Genomic DNA, 14,723 nt, shown 5'->3' with positions numbered 1-14,723 from the left:
CTGCCAGAAGTTCCGTTGGTCCCTCCACCCCGACAAGCCATTTATGACCCGTCAGAGCAGAACATACAAGTTCCGCCCCGCCGGGTGAGCGGTGAAAGGATGCGATCCGGGCGTGATCTGCTACCCGCTACCCGGACCGGTTCGTAAAAGAAGCGGTGCCGGATGCGCTGCGGTTTAAGGAGACAAGTCAGTCTGTTGATGCGGAACGGGGAGAGAAACATATAGCGACGGGAGGCGGGGATCGCCTCCCGGAGTGGGGTAGCGCGGTGCGAGCTAGTTAGTCGTCCAGCTCGTCCGAGTCGTAATAATCGTCAGCAGCGCGGCTGAAATCGTCCTTCATCAGTCGCTCATCGTCTTCGTCCTCGATGTCATCAAACTGCATATCACCGTACATGCGCTTCCAGTCGAGGCGCTCTTCAGTACGGCGACGCAGCTCTGTCAGACGGCGACGCTGCATGTGCTTGTCCATAGGCTCTTCTTCGAACTCGGCTTCAGGTACAAAGCTGCCAGAATCGAAGTAGTCTTTTGAACTATCGTTTAATTCGTCCCAGGGATGGCTCTTCATAAGAATACTCTCTCTAAAACTCCGTCCTAACGGAATCAACACGAGAATCATGGCATGCTCTGTTAAGCAGATTATGCCAACCACCAGCACTCTGAAGGCTTTGGACGCTTCAGCATGCGTGAGGGCCGGTTTGGCCGGCGCTCACGATGCGAATTATGGGTATAAAAGTGAAATATGCAATAGTCTGGAAAACTTTTTTTACGCGAGGCCAAGTCGCTTGATTGCCTGCTCCCTGAGAAGCTTTTTGGCGATCTTGCCAGTGGCTATTCTTTCCAGCTGTTCGGTTTGCACAGCGATGTGACTGGGGACTTTGTAGTGGGCTATGTTTTCGCGCAGGAAAACCTGCAATGTGGCCTCGTCCAGGCCAGATCCGGGCTGAACCATGACGCTGGCGCCAACGATTTCGCCCAGTCTTTCGTCAGGCAGGCCGTAGACAGCCGCTTCGCAGACATCGGGGTGGTCACACAGCGCGTACTCGACCTCGGCGCATGCCACGTTTTCGCCGCCACGGATGACGATGTCCTTGGCGCGATCCTTGATGACCAGGAAGCCATGCTCATCCAGCAGACCGATATCACCAGTGTGGAACCAGCCATTTTTGATGGCTTTGGCCGTCTCCTCTGGACGATTCCAGTAGGCCTTCATGATCGTGGCGCCCTTGATACAGATTTCGCCAATCTGTCCGTTAGGCAACACATTGCCCTGTTCATCCTCAATGCGGATTTCTGTGACAGGCTGAGTAGGGCGACCAGTGCTTTCTGGCTTGGCCAGATAGAACGCCCCGGTGATTGTGGCGCCGATGGCATTGGTTTCGGTCAGACCGTAACCCAGCCCTGGCTGTACCACCTCGTCGAATTTCTGTTTCATCAGCGTCAGGTGCCCAGGTGGGCGCGCTGCTCCGCCACTTTGCACGATTCGCAGGCTGCGCAGATCGGTTTTGTCGAACATGGGGGAGTTCATCACTTCCCATGTCATCGTGGGCACGCCGTGCAATACGGACAGGCGTTCTTTTTCGATAAGCTCCAGGGCCTTTTCGGCGTTCCACTTATACATCATGACGAATTTACGAAGCATGATGAAGCTGACCAGAAACTGCGCGTGACTGCCGGTGACGTGAAACAGCGGTACATTTGACAGTATGCCGGGATCAAACTCCGGATCCTCTTCTACCAGCTCAGGGCGCAGCGTGTCATTGGCCTCTTTGCCAAATATCCAGCTATAGAGGGCGTTGACGATGTTGCGGTGGGTAGACAGTACGCCTTTGGGATTGCCGGTAGAGCCAGAGGTGTACATGATTGAGGCATCATCTTCAGGCAGCACTTCAATGGCGTCCAGATCGACCTGCTCTCCGCTAAGACCTTCGGCGACAAGATCATGAAACTCGGGGAACCGTGGATCTGGCTTGCTGGGCTTGATGGCGATCACTTCAACATCGACCTGGTCGATCACAGGCAGCAGCTGGTCTATGCGCTCCTGGTCGGCAAACAATACACGTGTGCCACTGTCCTTGATGCCATAAACCAGCTCATTGCTCTGCCACCAGGAGTTCATTGGCACAACGATGGCACCGATCATGGTGATCGCCATGTAGGCAAGACACCATTCCGGGTAATTGCGCGAGCAGACAGCCACCCGGTCACCCTTTTTGATGCCATATCGTCTGAGCAACACCTGGCTCATGGCCTCGGCGGTGTGCAGTGACTGCGCAAAGGTGAAGCGCTCGTCTTCGTAAACAAGAAAGTCTTTGTCGGCAGCTTCCAGGCCAAGCTTGTAGACGCCTCGAAGATTGTCCGGGACCTTTGCGAATACGTTTAATTCGATGCCGTTGATGACTTTGGTGGTAGTTGCCAGATCTGACTCTGGCGATTTTAATGCAATAACGATATCCCTGAGTTTTTCCAGGTCCTGCTGAACTTGTTGTGCTGTTAACATGATGCGTTGTCTTATTCTGTAGTCAAATGTTGCCGCGGCGCGGATGGGTGTCTGCTGCGGCTTTATTCCTTGCGAATTTCAAAGGTAACCTTGCCCATGACGCGCCGGTCTCTGAACACATTAAAGGCAGCAACGTAGTCTTCGAAGGCAAATGATTCGGTCACAATGGGTTTGATTTTGCCGGACCTGTACATGTCCAGCAGTTCCTGGAAATTCCGCTCGTATTCTTCTGGTTCCTCTTTGCGGAAACGTCCCAGGAATACGCCCACCATGGAACTGCCTTTCAGCAATGCCAGGTTGGCCGGATAAGAAGGAATGCGGCCGCTGGTAAATCCGACCACCAGCAGACGGCCGTTCCAGTTGATGCAGCGGGTGGACTGATCAAAAAGATCGCCGCCGACCGGGTCATAGATCACGTCTGCGCCCTTGCCGTCGGTCATGGCTTTGACCTTTTCCTTGAGCTCTCCGTCGCCATAGTTGAGCAGTTCGTCAGGGTCAGCCTGTTTAACAAACTCAAGCTTTTCATCGCTACTGGCCGCAGCAATGACTCGCGCGCCCATGATTTTGCCAAGTTCCACCGCTGCCATACCAACGCCGCCACTGGCGCCGAGCACCAGTAGTGTCTCGCCGGGTTTGATCTGGGCACGCTGTTTCAGGGCGTGGTAGGACGTGGTGTAAACCATGGCGAAGCCAGCGGCGGTCTTGAAGTCCATATTGTCAGGAATCTTGCGCAGGCCTGCCGCTGCGCAGCGTACCTGTTCTGCCATGCCGCCGATGGAAGGTGTGGCCATGACGCGGTCGCCGACCTTGAAGCCGTCCATGTTTGGACCGAGCTTGCTGATGATGCCACCCACTTCGGAGCCAGGTGAAAATGGCATCGGTGGCTGAAACTGATACTTGCCCTGAATCTGCAGGGTGTCCGGAAAGTTCAGTGACGCTGCATATACATCAACTATGGCTTCTCCGGCCTCCGGCTCCAGGTCCGGTACATCCTCGATCACCAGGTTCTCAGGTGGTCCGTAGGATTTGCAGAGTAGTGCTTTCATGTCGTTCCCCCTTTGGAAGCATCTTCTGACAAAGGCACAGATTCAACCATGTTTGCCCGCACGGCACAATATTGCTTTGGCGCAAAAGCGCTGCAGTCCCTATAATAGTGGAATGGGAGAATCAAACGCATATGCAGGTACGCCAGGCTCAGCCAGCCGCGAATTGTGGCGGCGCGAGCTGCTGGCCGAAATGGGTGTCGTCGCCCTTTGCCCGACACGCACGCTGCCTGGTGCCGGGCCATCACCGGCTTTCGACTTTTCGGCAATACAGGCAGGTGCCGCTGATTCGGTTCAGCCTCGCGCTTCAATCGAAGTGGGCGAAAGCCGTGCTGTGCAAGCTGCTGAACCAGTGCCTGCGCGGCCGGAACAGAAAACACCAAAAGGTAACCCGCAAGCCGAACTGGAAGCCGCAAGGCAGGCCTTGCAGGCATCTGTGACAGCGCCGCAGCCGAAGCCTGGCAGGACCGATCCAGGGGATTTATCCAGACAAGTCATGGCGCAGGCACCCGCTGTTCCAGAGCCTGAATCGAATAAGGATGATCAGCCAGCGGGCAGCGAGTTATCCGTGCAGCCTTTTGCCTTTACCTGGTTTGGTCTCGACACACAGCTGGCGGTTCTGGCTGTGCAGCCATCGCAGCAGCAACAGCTGTCGGCTGCCTCACGCGAGATGCTGCAGAGAATTATTGCTGCGCTCAATCCAAGATACAGGCAGGTTCAGCTCTCCGGCCAGGCTTTTCACTGGCCCTTGCCAGCCGACCTTGGAATTGGACCAGCAGATGATGAACAGGCGGCAGAGCAGGCCGTACTCGGATTTATCGCGCGCCGTCTGCGTGATCGTCCGGCACAAAATCTGTTGGTGCTGGGTGATGATGAACTGTTCTTCCTTAAATCCAGGTCTCATCCCGCTGATGCATCGGGCATGCAATCGGAACTGCGTCGCGAGGCGCAGTTTGGCCTGACCGTACTACAAACCCATTCTTTACAGTCTATGCAGACCGAGCCAGCACTCAAGCGCTCTGCGTGGAAGGCCATGCAGGCACTGATGCCGAGACTGGCCGCAGAGGCAAACGAGTAAATTCTGATACCCATGTTTGATTTAGCCAGAGATCCCAGCCAGCCTGTTCTGCGCCGCATGAGGGCAAGCGACCTGGATCAGGTCGTGCACAATGAAAACATTTCCTATCCCAACCCCTGGAGCAAGCGTATTTTTCTTGATTGCCTGCGCGCCGGTTACCAGTGCTGGGTATACGCGACACGCGACAAAATTCTCGCGCATGGCGTTATGAGTGTAGCAATGGATGAGAGCCACTTACTGACGCTCTGTGTCCATCCTCAGGCCCGTCGACGCGCGTATGGCCGGAAGATGCTGGCGCATCTACTGGCTGAAGCAGAGCGTCTGGGAGCAGATACCTGTTTTCTGGAAGTCAGGCCATCCAATCATGCTGCACGATCTCTTTATTATTCGACGGGTTTTGTTCAGGTCGGCGAAAGACGCCACTACTATCCTTCCGAGCCAGGCAGTGTTGAACGGGAAAATGCCCTGATTCTCTCGTGTCGGCTGGATTCACGCCTGCAAAAACAGAGTGAACAATGATGATTAAATCCAAGTCCCGTCGATGGGCGCGATCAGTGCTCAATGCCGCGTTGGTCATATTTTTTTACGGCTGTGCTGCCTCGGAACTTTACGCGCAGAATGGGCCCGACAGCCTGCCGCAACTGAGTGAAAGTGAGGCAGAATGGGTGGCTGACCAGATCTTTAACAATGAATGTGCCCGACGTATGGACTGCCTGACCAGCTGGAATGCAGGAGAGGATTTCCCGTCGCTTGGGATCGGCCACTTTATCTGGTACCGCGAGGGTCAGCAGGAGCGGTTTGTGGAGAGTTTCCCGCAGTTGCTGGCCTATTATGTCAGTCGCGGTGAACAGTTGCCGGCCTGGCTGGCCGGGCTGCCAGGGTGGGAATCGCCGTGGTCCGATCGTCAGACCTTTCTTGAAGCGAGGCAGGGTGCTCAGCTAAGTGAGTTGCGGGCATTTCTTTACGACACCCGGGCGACACAGACCGCTTTTATCATGCAGCGCATGGAGGAAAGCCTGCCGAAACTGATGCAGGCCAGTGATCGCCCGGAAGCGGTTCAGGATCTTTTTTATCGTATCGCCAATACCTCATCGCCATACGGGATGTACACGCTCATCGACTATGTCAACTTCAAGGGTGAGGGCACGGCGCTGTCCGAACGCTACCAGGGTGAGGGCTGGGGTCTGTTGCAGGTCCTCGAGTTTATGTTGGACAATCCGCCGATCCTGGACGACGAAAGCGCGCTGCTTGAACAGTTCGCGGCGGCGGCACGCGCCGTGCTGGCGCGCCGAATCGCAAACGCCCCGGCAGAACGCAATGAATCAAGATGGCGTGATGGCTGGAACAATCGCACGTTTACCTACGTGCCCTGAGGACGATGCTGTATGAGTTATGAACGACCCAATATCCGCGACATGCAAGGTTATGCCTTTGGCGAACAACCTGCTCAGCAGCGCGTAATCAAATTGAACACCAACGAAAACCCTTATCCTGCCACTGCAGCCGTTGCCAATGCGCTGGCCGGACTTTCAGTGGAGCAGCTGCGCCGCTATCCGCAACCATTCGCCAATGGTTTCAGGGATGTGGCCGCTGCCAGTCATGGCCTCAGTCGCGACAACATCATTGCGACCAACGGTGGCGACGAGCTGTTGAGGCTGGCAATCACCACCTTTGTTGACGTTGGACAGACATTGGGCATGGCCGAGCCCAGTTACTCACTCTACCCCGTGCTGGCTGCAATACAGGGGTGCCAGGTGTGTCGTATCCCCTTGCTGGATGACTGGGCACTGCCGGATGATTTCGCCGATCAGTTAAATCGCGCCGACGTCAGGCTGGCGTTTGTAGTCAACCCTCACGCGCCAACCGGCAAGTTGTTGCCTGTGTCGCGCCTGCGGGAGATAGCCCGGACCTTTCGCGGCGTCCTGGTGATTGATGAGGCCTATGTTGATTTCATCGACCCTGATCAGGCCTATGATGCGGTGCCTCTGGTCAGGGAGTTTGACAACGTCCTGCTGCTGCGTACGATGAGCAAGGGCTATTCGCTGGCAGGCCTCCGCTTTGCCTACGGTATCGGCTCGGCGGAATTGCTGGCACCAATGCTGTATAAAACACGCGACAGTTATAACACCGATGCATTCTCGCAGGAGCTGGCTGCTGCGGCGCTGGCGGCGAAGGACGAAGCGGCGGTCGGTTGGGCAAAGGTGCGCAGCGAGCGCCTGAGATTGGCTGAGAGGCTGCGTGAGCTGGGTTTTGATGTGTTGCCCAGTCAGAGCAACTTTTTGCTGGCGACAGTGCCACATGGCGCCTCACAGTCAAGCGATGAGCTGGCCAGGACGCTGTACCTGGGACTCAAGGATCAAGGCATTCTGATCCGTTATTTCGATCAGCCCCGACTGAGCGACAAGCTGCGAATAACGGTGGGCACGGTCGAGGAAAACGACACCCTGCTGTCCGCACTCAAACAACTTTTGAAGTCACAATGAACATTGTTGGAGCCTTATGGGCAAACGTAGAGTTTCCGTAAAGACCCGTGCCACTCTGGGTGGGCTGGCAATCGCGGTAGCCGCGCTCTATGCGCTGACGGTATCGTATGATATACCGCTGTCGGAACTGGCGAGCTTTCTGATAGGCAGTCTCGCGGTTGTGATAGGCACAATGCTGCTGGCCGTTCTGGTCGTCGCTGCCATCAAATTGATAGCCAGACTGATACGGAAAATCGGCGAACGGAAGGCCGATGACTGAAGCGAGACTTCTGCTGTTGTCCGTCAGGCAGCCAGCAGGGAGGTCAGCACGCGAAAGCTGGTAAAGTACCAGCGGCCAGACTCGCGCTCCATGGTGATGCGGATTTCTGCATTTCCGTACTCAAACTCAGCGTGAGTGACAAAACCCGCTGTCGCGGCTCGACTGGTCTGCCAGATCGGGGGTATATCAACCTCCATCTGCACCTCACCCATCTGGCGCAGTTCACCCAGGCGCCGCAAGGCATTGAAAACACTGACCATAGATGCCTCCTGCATTGGTTCCGGGGTGGGCACTGCCGCATTGGCAAGCACGGGCGCCGGGTCCCAGTCAGACAATGCGGTTTGCGTGACTTCCTGCATTAACTGAGAAGCCTGCTCAATAGCCTGCCCGCGGTCATAATTTTGCCACAGCGTGAGGCTTACAACGACGACAAGCACGGCACTTGAAAGGATGAGCGCGATTCGTTTCATACGGGTGTCTCTTGGGCGGGTCTGCACGTGAATTCATTATAGGGCAAAAAAATCGAAGAAAAACATATAGAAATGCGATTGAATTGCAGTTGCTCATGAAAAAACGCGGTTTTATGCACATAGATGTCAGCGATGTCAATCTTCGACACAATTTTTCTCAAAAAACCGCTTTTATCCTATAAAAAATACATAAGCAATTGATATATATAGATATCTTTGTTGGTTAAAAAATAACCAATTTAAGCTAAGTCGCCATGATTCAAGCGTTTCAGGCGCTTATCCGTAAGTTATCAACTGACTTATCCACAGATTCTGTGGACAAGCTGGCGAGCTTCGGGGAGTGATGTGTGAACTGCTTCAAAGTCGTGCATTGAAATGTTACTTAAGTGCCCACATATTAACTGTGTCACAGTGTGCGACATCGGCGGTTTACGCTGGTGCTGACTCATTTCTAATGCTATCGTAAAGCAACATGATTATTGCAGGTCTTACTCATCATGGTTGAACTCTCCGGCAACATTCCATTCCTCTGGCGATTGAGCCCTGAATCCAGCGACGGATTCTGTATGGTTTCAATGGTGGTTCCTTTTGAACCAGACGACGAGGCTGAAGAGCGGCGTGACCTGACCATCGAAACCAGCGTGGTCAGCTTTTCGTCTGACAGTACCCGTGCGGAAAATGAAGAGACGCTTGAATGGAATCAGGACGACATGAACCTGTTCCTCAAACTGGTTACCTGCCAGCAGCAGGGCGAGCATGTGCCGGTTGCTGAGTCGGTGCGCGTGGATCTGACCGACCCAGAGATCATTGAGATCATACATGTGGTCGCTGCCGCCGGTTTTGGAACGGCTTACTCGTCGCATGGCATGCTGAACAACTCTATCGGCCGCTATCCGCCGCACGCCTGTGACATCGGAAGCTTCGCTGCGCTGAATACGCTGGACGGATTCAAGCGCTGTGTGGTTGTGGATATGGATGGGGAAGACGTTGTCTGTGTCCTGCTGGAAGAGGTCGATGTGGTTTCCATCGGTGAATATGATCGACTGAGCCGCCACGATCTGCTGATGGTCAAGACTACAGACTTGCTGCACCCCGATTTTGCAAGCGACCTGGTACGCCCTGCGAGTGCGACTTTGCACTGACCGCAGCGATTGAACCCGCCCGAGTTACCATTCAACTTTTTTGACAGTGCCGAAGCGATTTCGGCACTTGTCAATTCCACTCATTTGCTGATACCGTCCCAAGCTGCCGTTTTGCCTGAATAATTAGAAATCGTCTCGCAGGTAAGATGGCATGCCCGGGGGGGACGGATGAAACAGATTGGCCTGATATATCGTTCGGCGCTGTTGTCAGTGTCGCTGCTGTTGGTGGCGTGTATGCCTGAAAATGGCGGCTATGTGGATAATGCTCCGCCCGCTGACCCGGGTCCGCCAGTTTATGGTGGGCAGTTGCGGGTTGCCCTGGAGGGCGAGACCAATAACTGGCTTCCCGGACGCGGCAATCATGTGGCACCTGCCGCGTTAACCGTTGCCATGGCACTTTTTGATCCTCTGGTCCGACTGGACCATGAAGGCCAGTTTCGGCCCTACCTGGCTGAGTCAGTCACACCCAACGAAAGCTACGATCAATGGACCGTCCGACTGCGTCCGGGAGTTGTCTTTCATGATGGCACACCGCTTGACGCCGACGCGATCAAGTGGAATTTTGATAACCTCCACAAGCGTCAGGGCTCAGTAACCTTCGGTTCCATCCGTGATATCGACCGGGTGGAGGTTATTGATGAACTGACAGTCGTCTACCATTTAACGCAGACTGTGGTTCCGTTCCCCGATATGTTGACGCGCGCCGTTGGCTGGCCAGTGTCTCCAACTGCTGTTCAGCAGTACGGCGAGGAGGCTGGACTTTATCCGGTTGGCACCGGTCCCTTCAAACTGGTCAGCTGGCGGCGGGATGACCGTCTGGTGCTGGAGCGCAATGAGCAGTATTGGCGAGAAGGGCTGCCCTATCTCGATGGGATCACCTTCAGGCCGCTGCCGGATGAAGATGCCCGTGTCGCCAGTCTGATTTCCGGCGACATGGATGCCATTCAGACTTTACGCCAGCACATCGTCGACAGACTCAGGCGTATGTCTGACATTCACCTCTACGAACAGTTGGGCAACAGCAGTGGCAGCGCCATCTTCAATGCCCAGCGCCCCCCGGTTGACGATTATCGTGTGCGTCAGGCGCTGGCATGGGCGGTCGATCCGGCCGCGCTGGTTGAGGTGCTGGGTGGACGGGGTATCTCCCCGGTGCAGACCCAGTACTTCAACGAAAATAGCGTCTGGTATTCCGAGCGGGTGGCAGAAGCCTGGCCACAGCGTGACCAGCAGCGTGCCAGAGAGCTGGTGCAGTCCTATGTCAATGACCCTGATCGTTCCGACGGGCTGCCGGTCGGGACCCCGATTTCCCTGGAGCTGATGTGCCTGCCAGAACAAAGCCTGCAGGATCTGGCACAGATGTATCAGGCGCTCTGGAATGCGGTCGGTTTCGACGTCAGATTGCGGCAGGTGGAACAGGCGACACAGATCCAGAGCGTCATCAGTGGCGACTACATGACCACGTGCTGGCGCACCAGTAATGAACAGGATCCCTATATCACGCTCAATAATGATTTCGGACCAGTGGATATCCAGCCACTGAATTACACCAATTTTACGCACCCGCTGATCGAAGAGAAGCTGGCGATACTGCGAACCGAGCCGGAGTTTGAAATTCGCAAGGCCGCCGTCGAAGACATCATGATGCTGCTGACTGAACAGGTGCCAAACACCTGGACTGGCTCAACGCCATCTGCCGTTGCGGCACAGCCGCGCGTGCGCAATTTGCGAGACTGGACCTTCCCGGACGGGACACTGGGCGATGGTATGCCGGTTGCTCAGGTCAGCTGGGCCCAGGTGTGGATGCTTGACGATGAAGCCTGGCAGGCCGAACAGGCCAGCCAGGAGGGTGACGAATAATGCATCTGGTGCTGCGCAAGTTACCCTGGCTGGTTGGTACCCTGTTGGCAGTGTCCTTTTTCACCTTCCTGCTGGTCAGTCTGCTGCCCGGTGATCCCGCAGTAATGATACTGGGGGCAGGGGGCGTTTCCCCCGAAGCGGTTGCGGCGCTAAGAGCCGAGCTGGGGCTCGATCGTCCATTGCTTGTCCGTTATTTCGACTGGCTGGGCTCTGCACTCACTGGTGATTTTGGGCGTTCCCCGATGACCGGACAGTCAGTCATGGATGCCATACTCAGCCGATTGCCGGTGACCATTCAGCTGGGAGTAATGGCGATAGTCATTGCCCTGCTGCTGGCAGTGCCGCTGGCCATGCTCTCTGCTTACCACGCCGGAAGCCGCCTGGACCGGGCGATCAGCGGACTGGGCTTCGCACTGATGTCGATACCCAGCTTCATGATGGCGATTTTCCTGATTCTTATCCTGGCTGTATCAATGAACCTGTTCCCGGCCACCGGCTGGGTGCCATTCTCGGTGTCACCGGCAGCCAATCTGCGTAGCGCCGCACTGCCAGCGCTGTCGCTGGCAATGATCGAACTGGCGCTGTACATGCGCCTGCTGCGAACCGACCTGATCAGCACATTGCAACAGGACTACATCACACTGGCCCGTGCCAAAGGTGTTCCCAACTGGCAGATAATGCTTCGCCACGCCCTGCGCCCATCTTCTTTCTCGCTGATGACAGTGGTGGGGCTGCAACTGGGTGGTGTGATAAGTGGCGCTATTATTATTGAGGAGATATTTGCACTGCCGGGTGTCGGACGCTTGCTGTATCAGTCCATTCTCCAGCGTGATCTGCTGATGGTGCAGGGTATTGTCCTGTTTATTGCCACTGCCTACGTCGTTGTAAACTTCCTGGTTGATCTGAGTTATTCACTTCTCGACCCAAGGGTGCGCCATGCCGATTGAGTCAGGTAACCGACGCCGTACGCCTGCTGAACCACTGCCGGTCCGGCGCAAAACCAGCTATGGCTCGGCCGGGCGTGCCAGTCGCGCGCTGAGCTTTTCGGTCGCTGTACGCCAGGTGTTTGGCAGTGGCTTCGGCACAGGTTTCTGGCTGGCTGCCGGCTGGCTGTTGCTGGTGGCGGCATGCGCTCTGTTTGCAACGGTGTTGCCCGTGCGCGACCCGCTGGACCCGGTTATTGTCAATCGCCTGAATGCGCCGTTTACGACCAACTGGCTTGGCGCCGATGGCCTGGGGCGGGATATGCTTTCCAGACTGGTTCACGGTGCCAGGGTGTCGGTTGTCATTTCTTTAACAGCGGTCAGCATCGGTATGCTGATTGGTGGCAGTCTCGGAATTCTGGCTGGTTATTTCCGGGGTCGCTTCGAGCGCGCACTGATGGCCGTGCTTGATGTCATTCTGGCCTTCCCCTGGCTGGTGCTGCTGCTGGCGCTGGTGGCCTTCATCGGTCAGAGCCTGATGGCCATCTCGCTGGCGATCGGGCTTTTGTGGATCCCTGCCTACGCGCGCGTGGCGCGCGCCAACACCCTGTCTGTTGTGCAGCGTGAGTATGTGCTGGCGGCAAGAGCCATGGGGGCCAGTACCCTGCGCATTCTGCTGCGCGAAGTGCTGCCAAATGTCATTCTGCCAGTGCTGGCCTACGGCCTGGTTGCCATGGGCCTGGTGGTCATTGTTGAAAGTGCGCTGGCGTTTCTGGGCTTGAGTGTAGAGGCCCCGCAACCGACCTGGGGCGGCATGATTGCCGAAGGCAAGCGCCACCTGGCAATCGCACCGCATGTTGCGCTGGTGCCGTCGATAACCATGTTTCTGACGGTGCTGTCATTAAACTATGTTGGTGACAGGCTGCGCAGTCGCTTTGAGGTCAAGGAGTCGAACCTGTGACGGATTCACAACAGCAAACACAGCAGCTGCCCTTGCTCAGAGTTGAGGATCTGACGGTTCGATTGCGCGGCGAAGCTGGAATTGTGCACGCGGTTTCCGATGTGTCCTTCCAGCTGCAGCGGGGTCAGACGCTGGGTATTGTTGGTGAATCCGGCTCTGGCAAGAGTGTCATGGCACGTGCCCTGATGGGGTTGCTGCCGCGCCGCGCCACGCAGCAGCTGGATGGTCAGGTAAGCCTGGCCGTCGATGGCAAGGTCCTGGAGTTGCTAAAATTGTCGGAGCGCGAGTTTCGCACTCTGCGTGGTCCACGGCTGGCCATGGTTTTTCAGGATCCGATGACGGCCCTGAACCCGGTATTGACGCTGGGCGTGCAGATTGCAGAACCACTGCAGCTGCATCTGGGGCTGAACAAGGCTCAGGCCATGGCCAGGGCGCTGGAATTGCTGGCGCAGGTAGGCATCCCTGATCCTGAAGGTCGCTTGCGACAATATCCACATCAATTGTCGGGTGGCATGCGCCAGCGCGTGGTGATCGCCATTGCTCTGGCCTGCGATCCGCAGGTCTTGCTGGCTGATGAGCCAACCACGGCGCTGGATGTCACAGTGCAACGGCAGGTGCTGGATCTGCTGCTGGCTCTGCAGCGAGAGCGGCAGATGGGCATGGTACTGATTACCCACGATCTGGGCGTGGTTGCCAATCGCGCCGATCATATTGCCGTTATGTATGCCGGGCGTATTGTTGAATACGCACCGACCTCACGGCTTTTCTCGGCCATGCGTCATCCCTATACGGAAGCGCTGTTCAAATCGGTGCCCAGACTCAGTGACCCCTCGCATACGCGCCTGCACGCCATTCCGGGACGACCGCCGCAATTGATCGATCCGGCGCCAGGTTGCGCTTTCGCGCCGCGTTGCCCCAATGCACAGCAACGCTGTCGCCGCGAGACACCGGCACTGACGCAGGCCGGCGATGAACATCTGCATGCCTGCTTTTACCCGATCGGCATCAAGGAGGTCGGTGCATGAGCGAAACGTCCAACCCCCAGCTTAGAGCACGAGACGATATCGTCCTGAAAGTTGAGCATCTTGTGGTCACCTTCGATGTGGGTCGCGAGCTCGTTCAGGCAGTTTCCGATGTCAGTTTCGATATCGCCCGTGGTGAGACACTTGGGCTGGTGGGGGAGTCAGGCTGCGGCAAGTCGACAGTAGGACGCGCAATCATGCAGCTGCCGCCGCCGAAAGGCGGTAAAGTGATTTTCAAGGACCAGGATATCACCCAGCTTGAGGGCGAGGCGTTGCGAAAGACGCGCACCGCCCTGCAAATGATTTTTCAGGACCCAATATCGTCTCTGAACCCGCGTCGCCGTGTGAAAGACATCATCGCTGAGGGGCTGCAGATCTGGGAACGCCCGAACCAGCGCGCCAGAGTGGAAGAGGTCATGGAGGCTGTCGGGCTGGATCCCGAGACGGCCGCGGATCGACGACCCCATCAGTTTTCTGGAGGCCAGTGTCAACGCATCTGTATCGCCCGCTCACTGGCGCTCGATCCGGACGTGCTGATCTGCGACGAGCCGGTGTCGGCGCTGGATGTCAGTGTCCAGGCCCAGATACTCAACCTGCTCGAAGACATGAAGGCCCGCTACCAGCTGACCATGGTGTTTGTCGCCCACAACCTGGCAGTCGTGAAGCACATCAGCGACCGGGTCGCCGTCATGTATCTGGGCAAGTTGTGCGAAATTGGCAGTGTTGATGCGGTTTATCAGCACCCCTCGCACCCTTACACGCAGGCCCTGCTGGCCTCCATTCCGGAGCTGGAGACATCGCAGGAGGATGCCATTCCGCTGTTGCAGGGCGACATCCCGTCGCCGATGAATCCGCCCTCCGGTTGCCGGTTCAGAACACGCTGCCCCAAAGCGCAGGCAATCTGCGCGCAGCAGGAACCTGCCATGCAGGCATCACCATCAGCTATTGGTGATCATTTCGTTGCCTGTCACTTTCCAGACTGAGTGAT

Annotated in this window: 15 protein-coding genes; 11 read left to right on the top strand and 4 right to left on the bottom strand. The window is 56.4% G+C overall.

The annotated features are described in order from the left end of the window. Positions 1–277: 277 nt before the first annotated feature. The 3 genes from QGM61_RS07615 to QGM61_RS07605 all read right to left on the bottom strand — a co-directional run bounded on the left by QGM61_RS07615 (position 278) and on the right by QGM61_RS07605 (position 3,543). Positions 278–565: a hypothetical protein gene (locus QGM61_RS07615; RefSeq protein WP_281132541.1), complete on the bottom strand. Its 288-nt coding sequence runs from the start codon at positions 563–565 to the stop codon at positions 278–280. A gap of 198 nt (positions 566–763) precedes the next feature. Then, entirely contained in the window at positions 764–2,497 is a 1,734-nt protein-coding gene (locus QGM61_RS07610; protein ID WP_281132540.1) for a class I adenylate-forming enzyme family protein, read from the bottom strand. A gap of 62 nt (positions 2,498–2,559) precedes the next feature. Next, complete coding sequence (locus QGM61_RS07605) at positions 2,560–3,543, bottom strand: NADPH:quinone oxidoreductase family protein (protein WP_237133552.1); 984 nt, start codon at positions 3,541–3,543, stop codon at positions 2,560–2,562. 112 nt (positions 3,544–3,655) lie between these two features. On the opposite strand from QGM61_RS07605, the gene QGM61_RS07600 reads away from it, so the two are divergent. Genes QGM61_RS07600 through QGM61_RS07580 form a run of 5 tightly spaced genes read left to right on the top strand, consistent with a single transcriptional unit; the run spans position 3,656 to position 7,360 of the window. Next, entirely contained in the window at positions 3,656–4,618 is a 963-nt protein-coding gene (locus QGM61_RS07600; protein ID WP_281132539.1) for a hypothetical protein, read from the top strand. 12 nt (positions 4,619–4,630) lie between these two features. Continuing rightward, positions 4,631–5,137: a ribosomal protein S18-alanine N-acetyltransferase gene (gene rimI / locus QGM61_RS07595; protein ID WP_281132538.1), complete on the top strand. Its 507-nt coding sequence runs from the start codon at positions 4,631–4,633 to the stop codon at positions 5,135–5,137. Continuing rightward, positions 5,134–5,991, top strand: a complete 858-nt coding sequence (locus QGM61_RS07590; RefSeq protein ID WP_281132537.1) for a hypothetical protein — start codon at positions 5,134–5,136, stop codon at positions 5,989–5,991. The genes rimI and QGM61_RS07590 overlap by 4 nt, the downstream gene beginning before the upstream one ends. A gap of 12 nt (positions 5,992–6,003) precedes the next feature. Further along, a complete protein-coding gene (gene hisC / locus QGM61_RS07585) occupies positions 6,004–7,101 on the top strand; it encodes a histidinol-phosphate transaminase (protein ID WP_281132536.1) in 1,098 nt (365 codons plus the stop codon). Positions 7,102–7,117: 16 nt separating this feature from the next. Then, the gene (locus QGM61_RS07580; protein ID WP_281132535.1) at positions 7,118–7,360 is read left to right on the top strand and encodes a hypothetical protein; all 243 of its coding nucleotides are present in this window, start codon (positions 7,118–7,120) and stop codon (positions 7,358–7,360) included. A gap of 23 nt (positions 7,361–7,383) precedes the next feature. Here the strand turns inward: QGM61_RS07580 and QGM61_RS07575 are convergent, their stop codons facing one another. Then, on the bottom strand, positions 7,384–7,830 hold the full coding sequence (locus QGM61_RS07575) for a hypothetical protein (RefSeq protein WP_281132534.1): 447 nt from the start codon (positions 7,828–7,830) through the stop codon (positions 7,384–7,386). Positions 7,831–8,327: 497 nt separating this feature from the next. On the opposite strand from QGM61_RS07575, the gene QGM61_RS07570 reads away from it, so the two are divergent. From QGM61_RS07570 to QGM61_RS07545, 6 genes are all read left to right on the top strand, one after another. Continuing rightward, positions 8,328–8,972, top strand: coding sequence for a hypothetical protein (locus QGM61_RS07570; protein ID WP_281132533.1), 645 nt, complete (start codon positions 8,328–8,330; stop codon positions 8,970–8,972). Positions 8,973–9,140: 168 nt separating this feature from the next. Next, positions 9,141–10,829, top strand: a complete 1,689-nt coding sequence (locus QGM61_RS07565) for an ABC transporter substrate-binding protein (RefSeq protein WP_281132532.1) — start codon at positions 9,141–9,143, stop codon at positions 10,827–10,829. After that, positions 10,829–11,776, top strand: a complete 948-nt coding sequence (locus tag QGM61_RS07560; RefSeq protein ID WP_317622151.1) for an ABC transporter permease — start codon at positions 10,829–10,831, stop codon at positions 11,774–11,776. The genes QGM61_RS07565 and QGM61_RS07560 overlap by 1 nt, the downstream gene beginning before the upstream one ends. Next, complete coding sequence (locus QGM61_RS07555) at positions 11,766–12,713, top strand: ABC transporter permease (RefSeq protein WP_281132531.1); 948 nt, start codon at positions 11,766–11,768, stop codon at positions 12,711–12,713. The genes QGM61_RS07560 and QGM61_RS07555 overlap by 11 nt, the downstream gene beginning before the upstream one ends. 26 nt (positions 12,714–12,739) lie before the next feature. After that, the gene (locus QGM61_RS07550) at positions 12,740–13,738 is read left to right on the top strand and encodes an ABC transporter ATP-binding protein (RefSeq protein WP_317622163.1); all 999 of its coding nucleotides are present in this window, start codon (positions 12,740–12,742) and stop codon (positions 13,736–13,738) included. Further along, positions 13,735–14,718, top strand: coding sequence for an ABC transporter ATP-binding protein (locus tag QGM61_RS07545; protein WP_281132529.1), 984 nt, complete (start codon positions 13,735–13,737; stop codon positions 14,716–14,718). Before QGM61_RS07550 ends, QGM61_RS07545 begins: the two co-directional genes overlap by 4 nt. Positions 14,719–14,723 lie beyond the last annotated feature (5 nt).

Origin of the sequence: Pseudohongiella sp. SYSU M77423, from assembly GCF_029911965.1 — a bacterium.
GTDB lineage: Bacteria > Pseudomonadota > Gammaproteobacteria > Pseudomonadales > Pseudohongiellaceae > Pseudohongiella.
The sequence above is the reverse complement of the archived record's forward strand: the minus strand, read 5'-3'. Positions and strand labels throughout refer to the sequence as shown.

Excerpts from the sequence above, each read along its gene's own strand:
- rimI (WP_281132538.1), top strand. The coding sequence starts at position 4,631 with ATGTTTGATTTAGCCAGAGATCCCAGCCAGCCTGTTCTGCGCCGCATG.
- QGM61_RS07590 (WP_281132537.1), top strand. The coding sequence starts at position 5,134 with ATGATGATTAAATCCAAGTCCCGTCGATGGGCGCGATCAGTGCTCAAT.
- QGM61_RS07555 (WP_281132531.1), top strand. The coding sequence starts at position 11,766 with ATGCCGATTGAGTCAGGTAACCGACGCCGTACGCCTGCTGAACCACTG.
- QGM61_RS07580 (WP_281132535.1), top strand. The coding sequence starts at position 7,118 with ATGGGCAAACGTAGAGTTTCCGTAAAGACCCGTGCCACTCTGGGTGGG.
- QGM61_RS07615 (WP_281132541.1), bottom strand. The coding sequence starts at position 565 with ATGAAGAGCCATCCCTGGGACGAATTAAACGATAGTTCAAAAGACTAC.
- QGM61_RS07610 (WP_281132540.1), bottom strand. The coding sequence starts at position 2,497 with ATGTTAACAGCACAACAAGTTCAGCAGGACCTGGAAAAACTCAGGGAT.
- QGM61_RS07605 (WP_237133552.1), bottom strand. The coding sequence starts at position 3,543 with ATGAAAGCACTACTCTGCAAATCCTACGGACCACCTGAGAACCTGGTG.
- QGM61_RS07600 (WP_281132539.1), top strand. The coding sequence starts at position 3,656 with ATGGGAGAATCAAACGCATATGCAGGTACGCCAGGCTCAGCCAGCCGC.
- QGM61_RS07570 (WP_281132533.1), top strand. The coding sequence starts at position 8,328 with ATGGTTGAACTCTCCGGCAACATTCCATTCCTCTGGCGATTGAGCCCT.
- QGM61_RS07575 (WP_281132534.1), bottom strand. The coding sequence starts at position 7,830 with ATGAAACGAATCGCGCTCATCCTTTCAAGTGCCGTGCTTGTCGTCGTT.
- hisC (WP_281132536.1), top strand. The coding sequence starts at position 6,004 with ATGAGTTATGAACGACCCAATATCCGCGACATGCAAGGTTATGCCTTT.
- QGM61_RS07545 (WP_281132529.1), top strand. The coding sequence starts at position 13,735 with ATGAGCGAAACGTCCAACCCCCAGCTTAGAGCACGAGACGATATCGTC.
- QGM61_RS07565 (WP_281132532.1), top strand. The coding sequence starts at position 9,141 with ATGAAACAGATTGGCCTGATATATCGTTCGGCGCTGTTGTCAGTGTCG.
- QGM61_RS07560 (WP_317622151.1), top strand. The coding sequence starts at position 10,829 with ATGCATCTGGTGCTGCGCAAGTTACCCTGGCTGGTTGGTACCCTGTTG.